This window comes from Nocardia colli, assembly GCF_008704205.1.
Classification (GTDB): Bacteria; Actinomycetota; Actinomycetes; order Mycobacteriales; family Mycobacteriaceae; genus Nocardia; species Nocardia colli.
In genome coordinates this window covers 173,121-186,914 of the sequence record NZ_VXLC01000016.1, presented here as the reverse complement: position 1 = coordinate 186,914, position 13,794 = coordinate 173,121, and the positions used below count along the sequence as shown (strand labels likewise).

Below are 13,794 nucleotides of genomic sequence, written 5' to 3'. Positions count from 1 at the left end.
TTGCTAAGGCGCGGTCTGCACAACGAATTTCGCGACCGCGTCGGTGAAGGAGTCGTTGTCGTCGCTGGCGGCGGTGTGCGCCGCGTCGCCGATCTCGACCAGCTGCGCGTGCGGCACCAGCTCCTGAAAGGCCGCTGCTCCTTCGGAACTCACCACATCCGATTGCATGCCACGCACCAGCAGCACCGGAATCGTCAGCTTGCGCGCCGCCGATTCCATCTGTTCGGTCATATCCGACGGGTCTTCGACGCGCTGGGCCAGCATGTCCGGATCCCAGTGCCAATACCAGCGGCCGTCGCGCTGACGCAGATTGCGCAGCAGGCCGTCGGTGTTCTTCGGCCGCGGCCGGTGTGGCAGGTATTCGGCGACCGCGTCGGCGACCTGTTCGAGCGAGTCGAAGCCGTCTCGGTGCTTGCCGAGGAAGTCGATCACCCGCGCGACCCCGGCCTGCTCGGGCCTGGTCACGATGTCGACGAGGACCAGCGCGGTGATCGCCTCGCCGCCGGGGACGGCGGTGGCGAGCAGGCCGGTCATGCCGCCCATGCTCGCCCCGACCACGACCGCGGGCGCACCTAGCTGTTCGAGCACGAGCAGCAGGTCGCGCACCATGGTGTCGCGGCGGTAGTCGCCGTCTGCGGACCAGGCGCTGTCGCCGTGTCCCCGCGCGTCCAGCGTGACGACGCGCATCCCGGCGGCGCCGAGCTTCGCGCCGGTTTGTTTCCACGAGTGCCTGGTCTGCCCGCCGCCATGCAGAAAGACGACGAGCGGACCGTCGACCGGGCCGAACTGATCGGCGACCAGCTCTAGCCCACCCGAACCGCGCAGCCGTAAGGGCGCGGGGTCGAGCAGATTGTTCGCATTACTCACGAACCGAGGATCGCATAGAACCGGTCACGGTTCGCGGGCGAGCCTCCCGAACGCCGGTTCCGGTCAGCAGTCCCACTTGCCGGAGGCGCTGAGCGTGCGCTGCAGCAGGCAGGCGACCTTGGCGTTGACCGAGGAGGAGATGGTGGAGGAGCCGTTCGACGTGAATTCCTCGCCGATCTGCGTCGACGGGGTGTTCGCGGGCGCCGAGCTGGTCTCGGTGGCCGGCTCCAGCGGCAGGCCCGCCGCACTCGCGGTGGCGGCGCCACCGGCAAGGGCAGCACAGAGGGCCAGGGTGGCGGTGGTGCCGCGCAGTGCGCCGCGAACGGTGGTGTTGGGCATAGAAAAGCTCCTCACTCGAATCAATCTAGGTAACTCACACACAGACGCCGGCTCACGGCAGGCGCCAGTCAACCGGTTCGGCGCCCAATTCGTCGAGCAGTTCGTTCACTCGGGAGAACGGGCGGGAACCGAAGAAGCCGCGCGAGGCCGACAGCGGTGACGGATGCGCGGATTCGATGTAGGGGATCTCGGCCTCGGCCAGGGTCGGCTTGAGCGTCGACGCGTCGCGACCCCAGAGGATCGCGACCAGCGGCTCGTCCCGCGCGACCAGCGCGCGAATCGCCTGCTCGGTCACGGCCTCCCAGCCCTTGCCGCGATGCGACGCGGGCTGGCCGGGGGCTACCGTGAGCACCCGGTTCAGCATCAGCACGCCCTGATCGGACCAGGGGCTGAGGTCGCCGCAGGACGGCGTCGGGTGACCGAGATCCTTGGTGTACTCGGCGAAGATGTTCGACAGGCTGCGCGGCACCGGCGAAACATCGGGCGCGACAGAGAAACTCAGGCCCATGGCGTGGCCGGGGGTCGGGTAGGGGTCCTGGCCGACGACCAGCACGCGCACCGCGTCGAACGGACGCTGGAAGGCGCGTAGCACGTTCTCACCGGCGGGTAGATATCCGCGGCCTGCCGCGTTCTCCTCGCGCAGGAACTCGCCCATGGCGGAAATGCGTTCCGCCACCGGCTCGAGTGCCTTCGCCCATCCCGGATCGATGATTTCCGACAGTGGTTTCGCGCCCATGACCGCACAACTTATCGTGGTTGGCTCGCGCCCGCCGAGCCCGCCCCACCGAACGATTCCCAGCCGGCGCTGCCCGGCCGGGGTGCGCCGTCGACCGTGACGCCGTGACCGGCGCACACGCGCCCGATCGGCACCCAGCCGGCGGGTAGGTCACAGTCCGGTGACCACGTGCCGGCGAACGCGTGATCCTCGCCGCCGGTCAGAATCCATTGCGCCGCATCGGCATCCATTTGCGCGGCCAGTCGCTCGAGCGCCGGGTCGCGCAACGCCGCCGAATCCAGATCTATAGCGACACTGGATGACTGGGCGATGTGGCCGAGATCCGCCAGCAGGCCGTCGGATACGTCGGTGAGCGCGTTCAGGCCGTTCACATCGAGCGCATCCAGCACCGCGGGATAGGGCGGCTGCGGAACCCGGTGCGCGGCAAGCGCTTCGGCGAAGTCGCCGGATTCCGCGCCGGCGGTGAGGATCGCGAGGCCCGCACCGGACCAGCCGAGCCGGCCCGCGACCGCGACCGTGTCCCCTACGCGCGCACCGGCTCTCGTGATCGCCGCGCGACCGCGCAGATCGCCGAACGCCGTGACGGAGATGACCAGATCGCGGCTGCGCACCAGGTCGCCGCCCGCGATGGACGCACCCGCCCGGGTCGCCTCGGCCCACATTCCCTCGGTCAGGCCGTCGATCACGTCCAGGGAAGTATCGGCCGGGCAGCCGAGGGCGACCACGAACGCGCTCGGCCAGGCCCCCATGGCGACCACATCGGCCGCGTTCTGCGCGATCGCCTTGCGGCCGATGTCCTCGGGACTCGACCAGTCGAGCCGGAAGTGCCGGTCCTGCACGAGCATGTCGGTGGTCACCACGAACCGGCCGTCCGGCGCGGCGACCAGCGCGGCGTCGTCGCCGGGGCCGAGCAGCACGCTCGCCGCCTGGACCCGGCCGCGGTTGATCCGCTCGATCAGCGCGAACTCGCCCAGTTCACGCACCGTCCTCGGTCCCGTGTGCTCGCTGATGACCGGTCCTTTCAGACGCGCTGCCGACTGGAAACGACCCGAAGGTACCCTTTTCAGGGCAATCGACTGCTATCGGGCCGGTCACGGCGCCGCCCGTTCAGCGCGACAGGAAGGATCGGTAAGCATGGCGGCGGAATCGTCGGACCACGATTCGGCGAAGGAGACGGCCGGACAGATCGCGGAGGCGGAAACGCCTACCGATACCGAGCCTGCGGCCACTCCGAGCACCGACTCGGCCCCGAGCACTCGCCAGTACTCCCCCGCACTCATCGCCACCGCCGTCGCCTTGCCGGTCGTGCTGGTGGTCACCGTGCTGGTGCTCGCGATCCTCGCCGCCCGCGCCCCCGTCGAACGCGAACCGCTGGTCCTCGGCCCGGTCCCCGCGCCCGCCGCGGGCGGACCAGCCTGCACCAACCTGCTCCCCGCGCTGCCGACCGAACTCGGCGACTACACCAAATCCACGCTGGTAGAGCCCTCCCCGCCGGCCACCCGCGCCTGGCAGCGCAGTGACGGCGGCGATCCGATCGTGCTGCGCTGTGGCCTGGATCGCCCGCTCGAGTTCAACCGCGCCTCGGCCTTGCAGATCGTGAACGGCGTCCAATGGTTCGAGGCCCGCGACCAAACGGCCAAGGCGAGCACCTGGTTCGCCGTCGACCGCGAGACCTACATCGCGCTGACCGTCCCCGACGGCTCCGGCCCGACCCCGCTGCAAGCGGTCTCCGACACCATCACCGCCACCCTCCCGGCCACCCCGCTCGACCCGGGCCCGCTGCCCAACTGAGGCGCTAGCGCAGTCCGGTGCCGCGCGCGATCGCCGTTTCGATCAAGGTGGACACCAGGTCCCGGTAGTCGATGCCGGTCGCTTCCCACATCCGCGGGTACTGCGAGATCGGGGTGAAGCCGGGCATCGTGTTGATCTCGTTGATCACCGGGCCGTCGGCGGTGATGAAGAAGTCGACGCGGGCCAGCCCCTGACAGTCCAGCGCGCGGAACGCCCGCACCGCGAGTTCGCGGATGCTGTCGGAGACCTCGTCGTCCAGCTTGGCCGGCACGTCGAATTCGCAGACGTCGTCGAGGTACTTGGTCTCGAAGTCGTAGAACTCGGGGTTCGTCGCGGTGGTGGACTCCTCCGGGATCCGGATCTCCGACACCACACTGGCTTCCACCCGGCCGTCCGGGAATTCCAGTACGCCGCACTCGACTTCGCGCCCGACGATGCCCGCCTCGACGAGCACCTTGGGATCGTGCGCGCGCGCCGTGGCGATGGCCGCGTCCAACGCGGACCAGTCGGTGACCTTCGTGATGCCGATCGACGAGCCGCCGCGCGCGGGTTTCACGAACACCGGCAGCCCGAGCGCGGCCCGGTCCGCCTCGCTCAATGTGTCGGTGCCGCGCCGCAGCACCACCTGCCTGCCGATCGGCAGGCCTTCGGCCGCAAGGAGCTTCTTGGTGAACTCCTTGTCCATGCCCGCCGCGCTGGCCAGCACGCCCGCGCCGACATACGGCACACCGGCGAGCTCCAGCAGGCCCTGCAACGTTCCGTCCTCACCGAACGGCCCGTGCAGCAGCGGGAACACCACGTCGACCCCGCCGAGCGCGGCGCCGGGATCGTCGAGTGCGACAAGCGCACCCGAGTTGCTCGGGCCGGAGGTGAGGGTCAACGCCGTGCCGGTGCTGTCCACCGACGGCAGCGAGCGATCGTGGAAACCGAGCGCCGCGACGTTCGAATCGGCCAGCACCCAGGCGCCTTCGGTGCTGATGCCGATCGGCACCACGTCGTACTTCTCCGGATCCAGATTCGGCAGCACGCTGCCCGCCGACACACAGGAGACGGCGTGCTCGTTGCTCCGCCCGCCGAAAACCACAGCCACCCGGATCCGGTTACTCATGCCCCGAACCGTACCCGTCGCGGCGCGCACGCCACACCGCTGGGACTACTCCGGCTTGATCCGTCGGCCGAGCAGATTGCCGACCGCTTCGCGCACCGCCATGCCCTCGTGGCAGACCTGGTTCACCGCGGTGGTCAGCGGCATGTCGACGTCGTGTTTCACCGCGAGCGCGCGAATCGACGTGCACGACTTCACTCCCTCGGCTACCTGTCCGTGCGTCGCCGCCTGCGCGGTCTCCATCGAACCTCCGGTGCCCAGCGCATGCCCGAACGAGCGGTTGCGCGACAGCGGCGAGGTGCAGGTGGCGACCAGGTCGCCCACCCCGGCCAGGCCGGCGAGCGTGGCGGGCTCGGCGCCGAGCGCGACCCCGAGCCGGATGATCTCGGCGAGGCCGCGGGTGATGATGCTGGCGACGGTGTTGTCCCCCAAGCCCATTCCGGAGGCGATGCCGCAGGCGAGGGCGATCACGTTCTTGCACGCGCCGCCGACCTCGCAGCCGATCACGTCGGTGTTGGTGTAGGGCCGGAAGTATCCGGTGGCGCTGGCGTGCTGCAACGCGACCGCCCGCTCGGCATCGGAACAGGCGATCACGGTGGCCGCGGGCTGCCCGACGGCGATCTCACGCGCCAGGTTCGGCCCGGACAGCACCGCGATCCGGCTCGCGTCGGCCCCGGTGACCTCGCCGATCACCTGACTCATCCGCAGCAATGTGCCGTTCTCGATGCCTTTGGCCAGACTGAGTAGCGACGCGTCCGGGGCGATCAAGCCCTTCCACTCTTCGAGATTCGCGCGCAACGACTGCGACGGCACCGCGAGCACCACGATGTCGGCGCCGTCGAGCGCGACGGCCGGGTCGTGCGTGGCCGCCAGCGGGGGCAGCGGAATATCGGTGAGGTAGGACGGATTGCGATGGTGAGTGTGCAGTACTTCGGCGACCTCGGCTCGTCGCGCCCAGATGGTGACGTCGGTTCCCGCGTCCGCCAAGACCTTTGCGAACGCGGTCCCCCAAGATCCCGCGCCCAGTACTGCCGCCCTCGTCATCTGCCCAATATGCCATGGAAGGATTGGACGCATGCGCCCGCACGCCGTGCATGCCGTGATCGCGGTCAAGAGCCTCGATCAGGCCAAGAGCCGACTGGCCGACCGGCTGCGCCCGGAACACCGGGCCCGGCTGGTCCTCGCCATGCTCGCCGACACCCTGGCCGCCACCGCGGCCGTTCCGGACATCGTCTCGGTTACCGTCGTCACCCCGGATCCGGCCGTCGCCGACCTGGCCCTGTCGATGGGCGCCGCGGTGCATCCCGAGCCGCTGATCGGCGAGCACGACCCGCTCAACAGCGCCCTGGCCGATGCAGCGGCCGGGCTGCGGCACCGGCACGGACCGGTCGATCTGCTCGCGTTGCAGGCCGACCTGCCCGCGTTGCGCCCGGAAGAACTCGCCGACGTGCTGAGCGTCGCGCCGCGCGGACTGCGCTCGATCGTGGTCGATCACGCGGGCACCGGCACCGCCGCGCTACTTGTCCGCGACCCGGTCGCCGGCCTGGAACCGCGATTCGGCCCCGGTTCGGCGGGCAAGCACATCGCCGCCGGCGCGGTCGACCTGACCGGTGATTGGCCCGGTTTACGGCTCGATGTCGACACGGCCGACGACCTGGACCTGGCGATTGAGCTCGGCGCGGGGAATGCGACCAGAGTCGCGTTGCACGACATTGGCTGGCCAGATCGCGTTCACCAGCCGGTTCGCCGAGTGTGCTAGGAGATCGCCAGAGTGCGGTGACGCTCACGTCAATCATAGTGTCGGGCTCCACACCACCCGGTTCGTAGGGGATGATCGTTGGCGTGAGTGAGCGAAGCGAGCTATCCAACCGCCAGCGCGCATCGCGCGTGTCGGGGTCGATCCCCAGCGAGGTGACGGCATGAGCGAGACAGAGACCGTCAAGCAGCAGTTGCTTCCGACGCCGCCACCCGCGGCGACCCCGGTGCCGACCGATGCGAACATCGAACAGTTGCCACGTGATCGCTACCTCAACCGTGAGTTGAGCTGGCTCGATTTCAACGCCCGAGTTCTGGCCCTGGCCGAGGACGCGTCGCTGTCCCTGCTGGAGCGCGCCAAATTCCTCGCCATCTTCGCCTCGAACCTCGACGAGTTCTACATGGTCCGGGTCGCCGGCCTCAAGCGCCGCGCCGAGACCGGCCTGCTGGTGCGTTCCGCGGACGGCCGCTCGCCCGGCGAGCAACTGGAACTGATCGCCGCCCGCGCGCAGGAGATCGCCGTACGGCACGCGCGCGTCTTCCTGGACGACGTGCTGCCCGCGCTGACCGCCGAGGGCATCGCGATCATCGACTGGACCGACCTGAACGACGATGAGCGCCAACGCCTCTCGGGGCACTTCCAGGATCAGGTGTTCCCGGTGCTCACCCCGCTCGCGGTGGATCCGGCGCATCCGTTCCCCTACATCAGCGGCCTGAGCCTGAATCTCGCGGTGACGGTGAAGGATTCCGCCACCGGCGGCGAGCACTTCGCCCGAGTCAAGGTGCCGGACAACGTCGATCGGTTCGTCCGGGTGCGCCGCACCGACGCCGGGTCGACCATCGCCGCGTTCCTGCCCATGGAGGAACTGATCGCGGCGCACCTCGATCTGCTGTTCCCCGGCATGGAAGTGGTTGAGCAACACTCGTTCCGGATCACCCGCAACGCCGACTTCGAGGTCGACGAGGACCGCGACGAGGACCTGTTGCAGGCCCTGGAACGCGAACTCGCGCGCCGCCGCTTCGGATCGCCGGTGCGCCTGGAGGTTTCCGACGACATGACCGAGCACATGCTCGAATTGTTGTTGCGCGAACTCGATGTCGATCCCGGCGACGTCATCCAGGTGCCCGGCCTGCTCGACCTGTCCTGCCTGTGGCAGGTGTACGGAGTCGACCGGCCCAACCTCAAGGACGCGCCCTACGTCCCCGCCACCCCGCCCGCGTTCGGCGAGCGGGAGACCCCGCGCAACGTGTTCGCCGCGCTGCGCGAGGGCGACGTGCTGGTGCACCACCCGTACGACTCGTTCTCCACCAGCGTGCAGCGGTTCATCGAACAGGCCGCCGCCGACCCGCAGGTGCTCGCGATCAAACAGACGCTCTACCGCACCTCCGGTGACTCGCCGATCGTCAACGCGCTCATCGACGCGGCCGAGGCGGGCAAGCAGGTCGTCGCGCTGGTCGAGATCAAGGCCCGGTTCGACGAGCAGGCCAACATCAAATGGGCACGCGCGCTGGAACAGGCGGGCGTGCACGTGGTCTACGGCCTCATCGGCCTCAAGACGCACTGCAAGACCTGCCTGGTGGTGCGCCGCGAGGGCGCGACCATCCGCCGCTACTGCCACATCGGCACCGGCAACTACAACCCGAAGACCGCGCGGCTCTACGAGGACGTCGGATTGCTCACCGCCGCACCGGAAATCGGCGCGGACCTGACCGACCTGTTCAATTCGCTGACCGGTTACTCGCGAAAAGAGAACTACCGCAACCTGCTTGTCGCGCCGCACGGCGTGCGGGCCGGCATCATCGAGCGGATCCAGCGCGAGACCGAGCTGGCCACCCAGGGCAAGGACGCGCGAATCCGGTTGAAGGCCAATGCGATCGTCGACGAGGAGATCATCGACGCGCTGTACCGGGCCTCGCTGGCCGGGGTGCCGGTACAGATCGTGGTGCGCGGCATCTGCGGGCTGCGCCCCGGCGTGCCGGGGATGAGCGAGAACATCGAAGTCCGGTCGATCCTCGGCCGCTTCCTCGAGCACTCGCGGGTGATGCACTTCCAGGCCCAGGATCAGTACTGGATCGGCAGCGCCGACATGATGCACCGCAACCTCGACCGGCGCGTGGAAGTCATGGCGCAGGTGAAGGATCCTCGGTTGACCGAACAACTGGGTCAGGTTTTCGACTCCGCGTTGCATCCCGACACTCGCTGCTGGGTACTCACCTCGGAGGGCAATTGGCTGGCCCGGCCCGAGCGGGCGGGCGACGACAACGTCAAAGTCCGTGACCACCAAGAGTTCCTGATGCGCCTGCGGAGGCCCGAACAGCAGTGAGTGGTGCTACGGGGTACGAGATGGAAGGGGGTCCCTTCTGGGATCCCCGTATTACCGCCAACATTCACGCCGCGGGCGCGGTGGTGTGGCGGCGGGCGGCGAACGGCGCGCTGGAGATCGCGGTCGTGCACCGCCCCAAATACCAGGACTGGTCGCTGCCCAAGGGCAAGCTCGATCCCGGTGAGACGCCGGTGCTCGCCGCGGTCCGCGAGGTGCGCGAGGAGACCGGGCTGGACTGCACGCTCGGTCGCTACCTCGGCCACGTCACCTATCCCGTTCCGGGACACCGCAAGCTGAAGCGGGTGGACTACTGGGCGGCCGAGGTGGCCGGGGGCGCGTTCACCGCGAATGACGAAGTGGACGTGCTGAATTGGTATCCGCTGGATCGGGTGATGGAGCAGTTGTCCTACCCGATGGATCGGCAGGTACTGCGCGCGTTCACCCGGCTGCCCGCCGACACCCGCACGATGCTGCTGGTCCGGCACGCGAAAGCTGGTCGGCGCGACCGCTTCTCCGGTCCGGACCCGCTGCGTCCACTGGATCGGTCCGGGCAGGCCCAGGCGCAGGCCCTGGTGCCGAATCTGCTGGCGTTCGGGGCATCTCGGATCCATTCGGCCGATCCGGTGCGTTGCGTGCAGACCGTGACGCCGCTGGCGGAGAAGCTCGGCGCGGAGATCGTCCTGGAACCGCTGCTGTCCGAAACCGGTTATGCCGCAGCGCAGGACGAGACACGCAAGCGGGTCGTCGAGCTGGTGCCGGATACCGGGGTGCCCGTTATCTGTAGTCAGGGCAAGGTGATTCCCGATCTGCTCGACTGGTGGGCCGAGCGCGACGGCATCACGCTGCCGTCCGCGCGCAACCGCAAGGGCAGTGTGTGGGTGCTGTCCTTCGTCGAGGGCCGGCTGGTCGCCGCCGACCATCTGGACCGGTCGCTCAACGCGGACTTCGTGAAGCCCTGATCGTTCCCGGCTGAAAGCTGGGTATAGACATACGAAACGGCCCCGGAAGCTTACTTCCGGGGCCGTGTTCGATCGGTACAGCGGATGATTGGGCCTTACGGCCGGTCATCCGGCGCCAATACCGTACTGGCGCAGTATCTAGCGGCGACCGCGAGCCGGAGCCTTCTTGGCGGCGGTCTTCTTGGCGGCCGGAGCCTTCTTGGCGACCGTCTTCTTGGCGGCGGTCTTCTTGGCCACCGTCTTCTTGGCGGCCGTGACCTTCTTGGCCGGCGCCTTCTTCACAGCGGACTTGGCGGCCGTCTTCTTGGCGGGCGCCTTGGCCGCAGTCGTCTTGCGAGCAGCGGTCTTTGCGGGTGCCTTCTTGGCAGCCTTCTTCGCCGTGGTCTTGGCCGGGCCCTTCGTGGGGGTGGCCTTCTTGGCGGCGGTCTTCTTGGCCGCCGTCTTCTTGGCGGCTGCCTTCTTCGCTGCCACCGGGGCATTCACGCCGCGCTTGACGGCGGGACCGCTCTGGGCGAGCTTCTGCTTACCCGCGATCACGGCCTTGAACTGAGCGCCCGGACGGAACGCAGGCACCGAAGTGGGCTTCACCTTGACGGTTTCGCCGGTGCGCGGGTTCCGGGCAACTCGAGCCGCACGCTTGCGCTGTTCGAACACACCGAATCCGGTGATTGTGACGCTCTGCCCCTTGTGCACCGCGCGCACGATGGTGTCGACCACATGCTCGACTGCCGCGGTGGCCGTGCGCCTATCAGTACCCAACTTTTCGGTCAGAACGTCGATCAGTTCCGCCTTGTTCATTGAATCCTCCGCAGACTAATGGCCCGTCGTCGGACCGACTAGGTACCACGGTAAACCCACAATGGGCAAGAGTCTATGTGCCACGCCAAAATTCATGTGGTTTAGCACACGTCCAGCTATCGGCCCCGGTGCCATCCAGCTAACACCCAAGGGTGTTTAGGACTGCGAAATACGTGCTGGGAGGGTAGTGGGTTTCCATGCTGGCCTTGCGTTTTCGAACTCGGCGATGGTGTCGCTGCGGCGCAGCGTGAGCCCGATGTCGTCCAATCCTTCGAGCAGACGCCACCGTGTGTAGTCATCAATATCGAACGGCAACACGGCGGTTCCGGCGGTCACGGTGCGCGCCTCGAGGTCCACAACCAATTCGAGTCCGGGCTGTTCCTCGAGCAACTTCCAGAGCATTTCGACATCGTTCTGTGACATCTGAGCCGCCAACAGGCCGCCCTTACCGGCATTGCCCCGGAAGATGTCGGCGAAGCGCGACGAGATCACCACCCGAAAGCCGTAGTCCGACAGCGCCCATACGGCGTGCTCACGCGAGGATCCGGTGCCGAAATCCGGTCCCGCTACCAGCACGCTGCCCCGGTTGTACGGCTCGTTGTTCAGAATGAAGTCCGAATCGTTACGCCACGCGGCGAACAGTCCGTCCTCGAATCCCGTGCGGGTCACCCGCTTCAGGTACACAGCCGGGATGATCTGATCGGTATCGACATTGGAACGGCGGAACGGTACGCCGATCCCCTTGTGCACGGTGAAGGCTTCCATTGATTCTCCTGAGTCGGTTGGGGTATCGCGTCCGGTCAGTCCAGATCCGCAGGTGAGGACAGGGTTCCGCGCACCGCCGTTGCGGCCGCGACGAGCGGCGAAACCAGGTGCGTACGGCCACCTTTGCCCTGCCGGCCCTCGAAGTTACGGTTCGACGTCGAGGCGCAGCGCTGGCCCGGCTCGAGCTGATCCGGATTCATTCCCAGGCACATTGAGCAGCCCGCCTGCCGCCATTCGGCGCCCGCTGCGGTGAAAATCTCACCCAGTCCTTCTAATTCGGCCTGGGCGCGAACCCGCATAGAGCCCGGTACAACCAACATTCGCACCGAGTCCGCGACCCGGCGTCCTTTTAAAACCTCGGCCACAGCACGCAAATCTTCGATGCGTCCGTTGGTGCACGAACCGACGAATACCGTGTCGACCGCCACATCGCGAAGCGGAGTGCCCGGCTCCAAATCCATGTACCGCAGCGCTTTCGCCGCCGACTCGCGCGCCGTCTCGTCCGCGATCTGGGCGGGGTCCGGCACCGATTCGCCGAGGGGCGCGCCCTGTCCCGGGTTGGTGCCCCAGGTGACGAACGGGGTCAGCTCGGCCGCGTCGATGTGCACCTCGGCGTCGAAAGTCGCGCCCTCGTCGGTCTTCAGCGCTTCCCAGGCGGCCACTGCGGCCGTCCAGTCGGCTCCCTGCGGGGCGTGCGGGCGTCCTTCGAGGAATTCATAGGTGGTTTCGTCCGGCGCGATCATGCCCGCCCTGGCGCCCGCCTCGATGGACATGTTGCAGATGGTCATTCGCGCTTCCATCGACATGGCGCGAATCGCCTCGCCGCGGTACTCCAGCACATAGCCCTGGCCGCCGCCGGTGCCGATTTTCGCGATCACGGCCAGGATCAGGTCCTTGCTCGTCACGCCCGGGGCCAGCGTGCCGTCCACCGTGATCGCCATCGTCTTGAACGGGCGCAGCGAGAGTGTCTGGGTGGCAAGGACATGCTCGACCTCGGACGTGCCGATGCCCATCGCCAGCGCGCCGAACGCGCCGTGCGTCGAGGTGTGGCTGTCCCCGCACACCACCGTCATGCCCGGCTGGGTCAGGCCCAGCTGCGGGCCGACCACGTGCACGATGCCCTGGTCCAGATCGCCCATCGGATGCAGGCGCACACCGAATTCCGCGCAGTTACGGCGCAGGGTGTCCACCTGGGTGCGCGAAATCGGGTCCGCGATCGGCTTATCGATGTCCGCCGTCGGGACATTGTGGTCCTCGGTCGCGATCGTGAGATCCGGCCGGCGCACCGGACGGCCCGCCGCGCGCAGCCCGTCGAACGCCTGCGGGCTGGTCACCTCGTGCACGAGATGCAGATCGATGTAGATCAGGTCGGGTTCGCGCCCGACGCCCTCACCGGAACCGTGGGCGACGACGTGCTGCTCCCACACCTTTTCGGCCATGGTGCGTGGCTCTGCCATTTCTGGATCACCTTTCGACAAGCATCCGGTCGCGGTCCGGGCTGGGAGCGCGGCGGCTGCACAAGTTTTTCGGCTATGTGCGAGGTCGGATGCCCCCTGGGAGATTCGTCGCCGCGATCGCCGTGGCAGTGGATTTCCCAACATCCGAGACGCTAGTATCGTTCTATGAGACAGCATAGCGGCATCGGCGTCCTCGACAAAGCAGTGGCGGTGTTGTACGCCGTCGCCGAGCACCCCTGCGGTCTCAACGAGCTCTGCGCCCGCACCGGCCTGCCCCGCGCCACCGCACATCGCCTGGCCGTCGGCCTCGAAGTGCATCGCCTGCTGGCCCGCGACAACACCGGAATGTGGCGTCCCGGCCCCGCCCTCGCCGAGCTCGCCGCCGGGGCCACCGATCCGCTCCTGGAGGCCGCGTCGGCCATCCTGCCCCGGTTGCGCGAGATCACCGGCGAAAGCGTCCAGCTGTATCGCCTGGACGGCAATGCGCGCATCTGTGTCGCGGCCCTGGAGCCGCCGGTCGGACTGCGCGACACCGTCCCCGTCGGCGCGCGACTCCCCCTGACCGCCGGTTCCGCCGCCAAGGTCCTGCTCGCCTGGGCCGACGCCGACCTGCAGCGCACCATCCTCACCGACGCCGTCTTCGGCGAACGCGCCCTCACCGAGGTCCGCAAGCGCGGCTGGGCCCAGAGCGCCGCCGAACGCGCGTCCGGCGTAGCCAGCGTCTCCGCCCCCGTCCGCGACGCCGGCGGCACCGTCATCGCCGCAGTCTCGGTTTCCGGCCCCATCGACCGCATGGGCCGCCGACCCGGCGCACGCTGGGCCGCAGACCTCGTCGCCGCCGCCGAAGCCCTACACAAGCGCCTATAACACGTTACAGAAATGACGTTCTAGAGTGAGC

Annotated in this window: 14 protein-coding genes; 5 read left to right on the top strand and 9 right to left on the bottom strand. The window is 68.2% G+C overall.

The features are described 5' to 3' along the window. Positions 1–3: 3 nt before the first annotated feature. From F3087_RS30275 to F3087_RS30260, 4 genes are all read right to left on the bottom strand, one after another. Entirely contained in the window at positions 4–867 is an 864-nt protein-coding gene (locus tag F3087_RS30275; protein ID WP_150405495.1) for an alpha/beta fold hydrolase, read from the bottom strand. Between the two features lie 63 nt (positions 868–930). Then, a complete protein-coding gene (locus F3087_RS30270; RefSeq protein WP_150405494.1) occupies positions 931–1,206 on the bottom strand; it encodes a hypothetical protein in 276 nt (91 codons plus the stop codon). A 52-nt stretch (positions 1,207–1,258) separates the two neighbouring features. After that, a complete protein-coding gene (locus tag F3087_RS30265; RefSeq protein ID WP_150405493.1) occupies positions 1,259–1,942 on the bottom strand; it encodes a uracil-DNA glycosylase in 684 nt (227 codons plus the stop codon). Between the two features lie 11 nt (positions 1,943–1,953). Then, positions 1,954–2,925, bottom strand: coding sequence for a thiamine-phosphate kinase (locus tag F3087_RS30260; RefSeq protein WP_150405492.1), 972 nt, complete (start codon positions 2,923–2,925; stop codon positions 1,954–1,956). Between the two features lie 151 nt (positions 2,926–3,076). Between F3087_RS30260 and F3087_RS30255 the strand changes: the two genes are divergently transcribed. Further along, on the top strand, positions 3,077–3,733 hold the full coding sequence (locus F3087_RS30255; RefSeq protein WP_150405491.1) for a DUF3515 domain-containing protein: 657 nt from the start codon (positions 3,077–3,079) through the stop codon (positions 3,731–3,733). Positions 3,734–3,737: 4 nt separating this feature from the next. Here the strand turns inward: F3087_RS30255 and F3087_RS30250 are convergent, their stop codons facing one another. Then, positions 3,738–4,841 carry a D-alanine--D-alanine ligase family protein gene (locus F3087_RS30250; protein ID WP_150405490.1) on the bottom strand — a complete coding sequence of 368 codons (1,104 nt, stop codon included), beginning with the start codon at positions 4,839–4,841 and terminating at the stop codon, positions 3,738–3,740. Positions 4,842–4,886: 45 nt separating this feature from the next. Further along, a complete protein-coding gene (locus F3087_RS30245) occupies positions 4,887–5,882 on the bottom strand; it encodes an NAD(P)H-dependent glycerol-3-phosphate dehydrogenase (RefSeq protein WP_150405489.1) in 996 nt (331 codons plus the stop codon). Between the two features lie 31 nt (positions 5,883–5,913). On the opposite strand from F3087_RS30245, the gene cofC reads away from it, so the two are divergent. From cofC to F3087_RS30230, 3 genes are all read left to right on the top strand, one after another. Further along, entirely contained in the window at positions 5,914–6,597 is a 684-nt protein-coding gene (cofC, locus tag F3087_RS30240; protein ID WP_150405488.1) for a 2-phospho-L-lactate guanylyltransferase, read from the top strand. A 160-nt stretch (positions 6,598–6,757) separates the two neighbouring features. Then, the gene (locus tag F3087_RS30235; protein ID WP_150405487.1) at positions 6,758–8,917 is read left to right on the top strand and encodes an RNA degradosome polyphosphate kinase; all 2,160 of its coding nucleotides are present in this window, start codon (positions 6,758–6,760) and stop codon (positions 8,915–8,917) included. A 20-nt stretch (positions 8,918–8,937) separates the two neighbouring features. Then, complete coding sequence (locus tag F3087_RS30230) at positions 8,938–9,876, top strand: NUDIX hydrolase (protein ID WP_150405486.1); 939 nt, start codon at positions 8,938–8,940, stop codon at positions 9,874–9,876. Positions 9,877–10,014: 138 nt separating this feature from the next. Here F3087_RS30230 and F3087_RS30225 read toward each other — a convergent pair whose 3' ends face one another. The 3 genes from F3087_RS30225 to leuC all read right to left on the bottom strand — a co-directional run bounded on the left by F3087_RS30225 (position 10,015) and on the right by leuC (position 12,896). Continuing rightward, positions 10,015–10,674 carry an HU family DNA-binding protein gene (locus F3087_RS30225; protein ID WP_150405485.1) on the bottom strand — a complete coding sequence of 220 codons (660 nt, stop codon included), beginning with the start codon at positions 10,672–10,674 and terminating at the stop codon, positions 10,015–10,017. A 156-nt stretch (positions 10,675–10,830) separates the two neighbouring features. Next, positions 10,831–11,439, bottom strand: coding sequence for a 3-isopropylmalate dehydratase small subunit (gene leuD, locus F3087_RS30220; protein WP_150405484.1), 609 nt, complete (start codon positions 11,437–11,439; stop codon positions 10,831–10,833). Positions 11,440–11,474: 35 nt separating this feature from the next. Further along, positions 11,475–12,896 (bottom strand): 3-isopropylmalate dehydratase large subunit, encoded by a 1,422-nt coding sequence (leuC, locus tag F3087_RS30215; protein ID WP_150405483.1) that lies wholly within the window; start codon positions 12,894–12,896, stop codon positions 11,475–11,477. Positions 12,897–13,061: 165 nt separating this feature from the next. Between leuC and F3087_RS30210 the strand changes: the two genes are divergently transcribed. Then, the gene (locus tag F3087_RS30210; RefSeq protein WP_150405482.1) at positions 13,062–13,763 is read left to right on the top strand and encodes an IclR family transcriptional regulator; all 702 of its coding nucleotides are present in this window, start codon (positions 13,062–13,064) and stop codon (positions 13,761–13,763) included. Positions 13,764–13,794: the final 31 nt, after the last annotated feature.

Excerpts from the sequence above, each read along its gene's own strand:
- F3087_RS30270 (WP_150405494.1), bottom strand. The coding sequence starts at position 1,206 with ATGCCCAACACCACCGTTCGCGGCGCACTGCGCGGCACCACCGCCACC.
- F3087_RS30265 (WP_150405493.1), bottom strand. The coding sequence starts at position 1,942 with ATGGGCGCGAAACCACTGTCGGAAATCATCGATCCGGGATGGGCGAAG.
- F3087_RS30255 (WP_150405491.1), top strand. The coding sequence starts at position 3,077 with ATGGCGGCGGAATCGTCGGACCACGATTCGGCGAAGGAGACGGCCGGA.
- F3087_RS30250 (WP_150405490.1), bottom strand. The coding sequence starts at position 4,841 with ATGAGTAACCGGATCCGGGTGGCTGTGGTTTTCGGCGGGCGGAGCAAC.
- F3087_RS30245 (WP_150405489.1), bottom strand. The coding sequence starts at position 5,882 with ATGACGAGGGCGGCAGTACTGGGCGCGGGATCTTGGGGGACCGCGTTC.
- cofC (WP_150405488.1), top strand. The coding sequence starts at position 5,914 with ATGCGCCCGCACGCCGTGCATGCCGTGATCGCGGTCAAGAGCCTCGAT.
- F3087_RS30235 (WP_150405487.1), top strand. The coding sequence starts at position 6,758 with ATGAGCGAGACAGAGACCGTCAAGCAGCAGTTGCTTCCGACGCCGCCA.
- F3087_RS30230 (WP_150405486.1), top strand. The coding sequence starts at position 8,938 with ATGGAAGGGGGTCCCTTCTGGGATCCCCGTATTACCGCCAACATTCAC.
- F3087_RS30225 (WP_150405485.1), bottom strand. The coding sequence starts at position 10,674 with ATGAACAAGGCGGAACTGATCGACGTTCTGACCGAAAAGTTGGGTACT.
- leuD (WP_150405484.1), bottom strand. The coding sequence starts at position 11,439 with ATGGAAGCCTTCACCGTGCACAAGGGGATCGGCGTACCGTTCCGCCGT.
- leuC (WP_150405483.1), bottom strand. The coding sequence starts at position 12,896 with ATGGCAGAGCCACGCACCATGGCCGAAAAGGTGTGGGAGCAGCACGTC.
- F3087_RS30210 (WP_150405482.1), top strand. The coding sequence starts at position 13,062 with ATGAGACAGCATAGCGGCATCGGCGTCCTCGACAAAGCAGTGGCGGTG.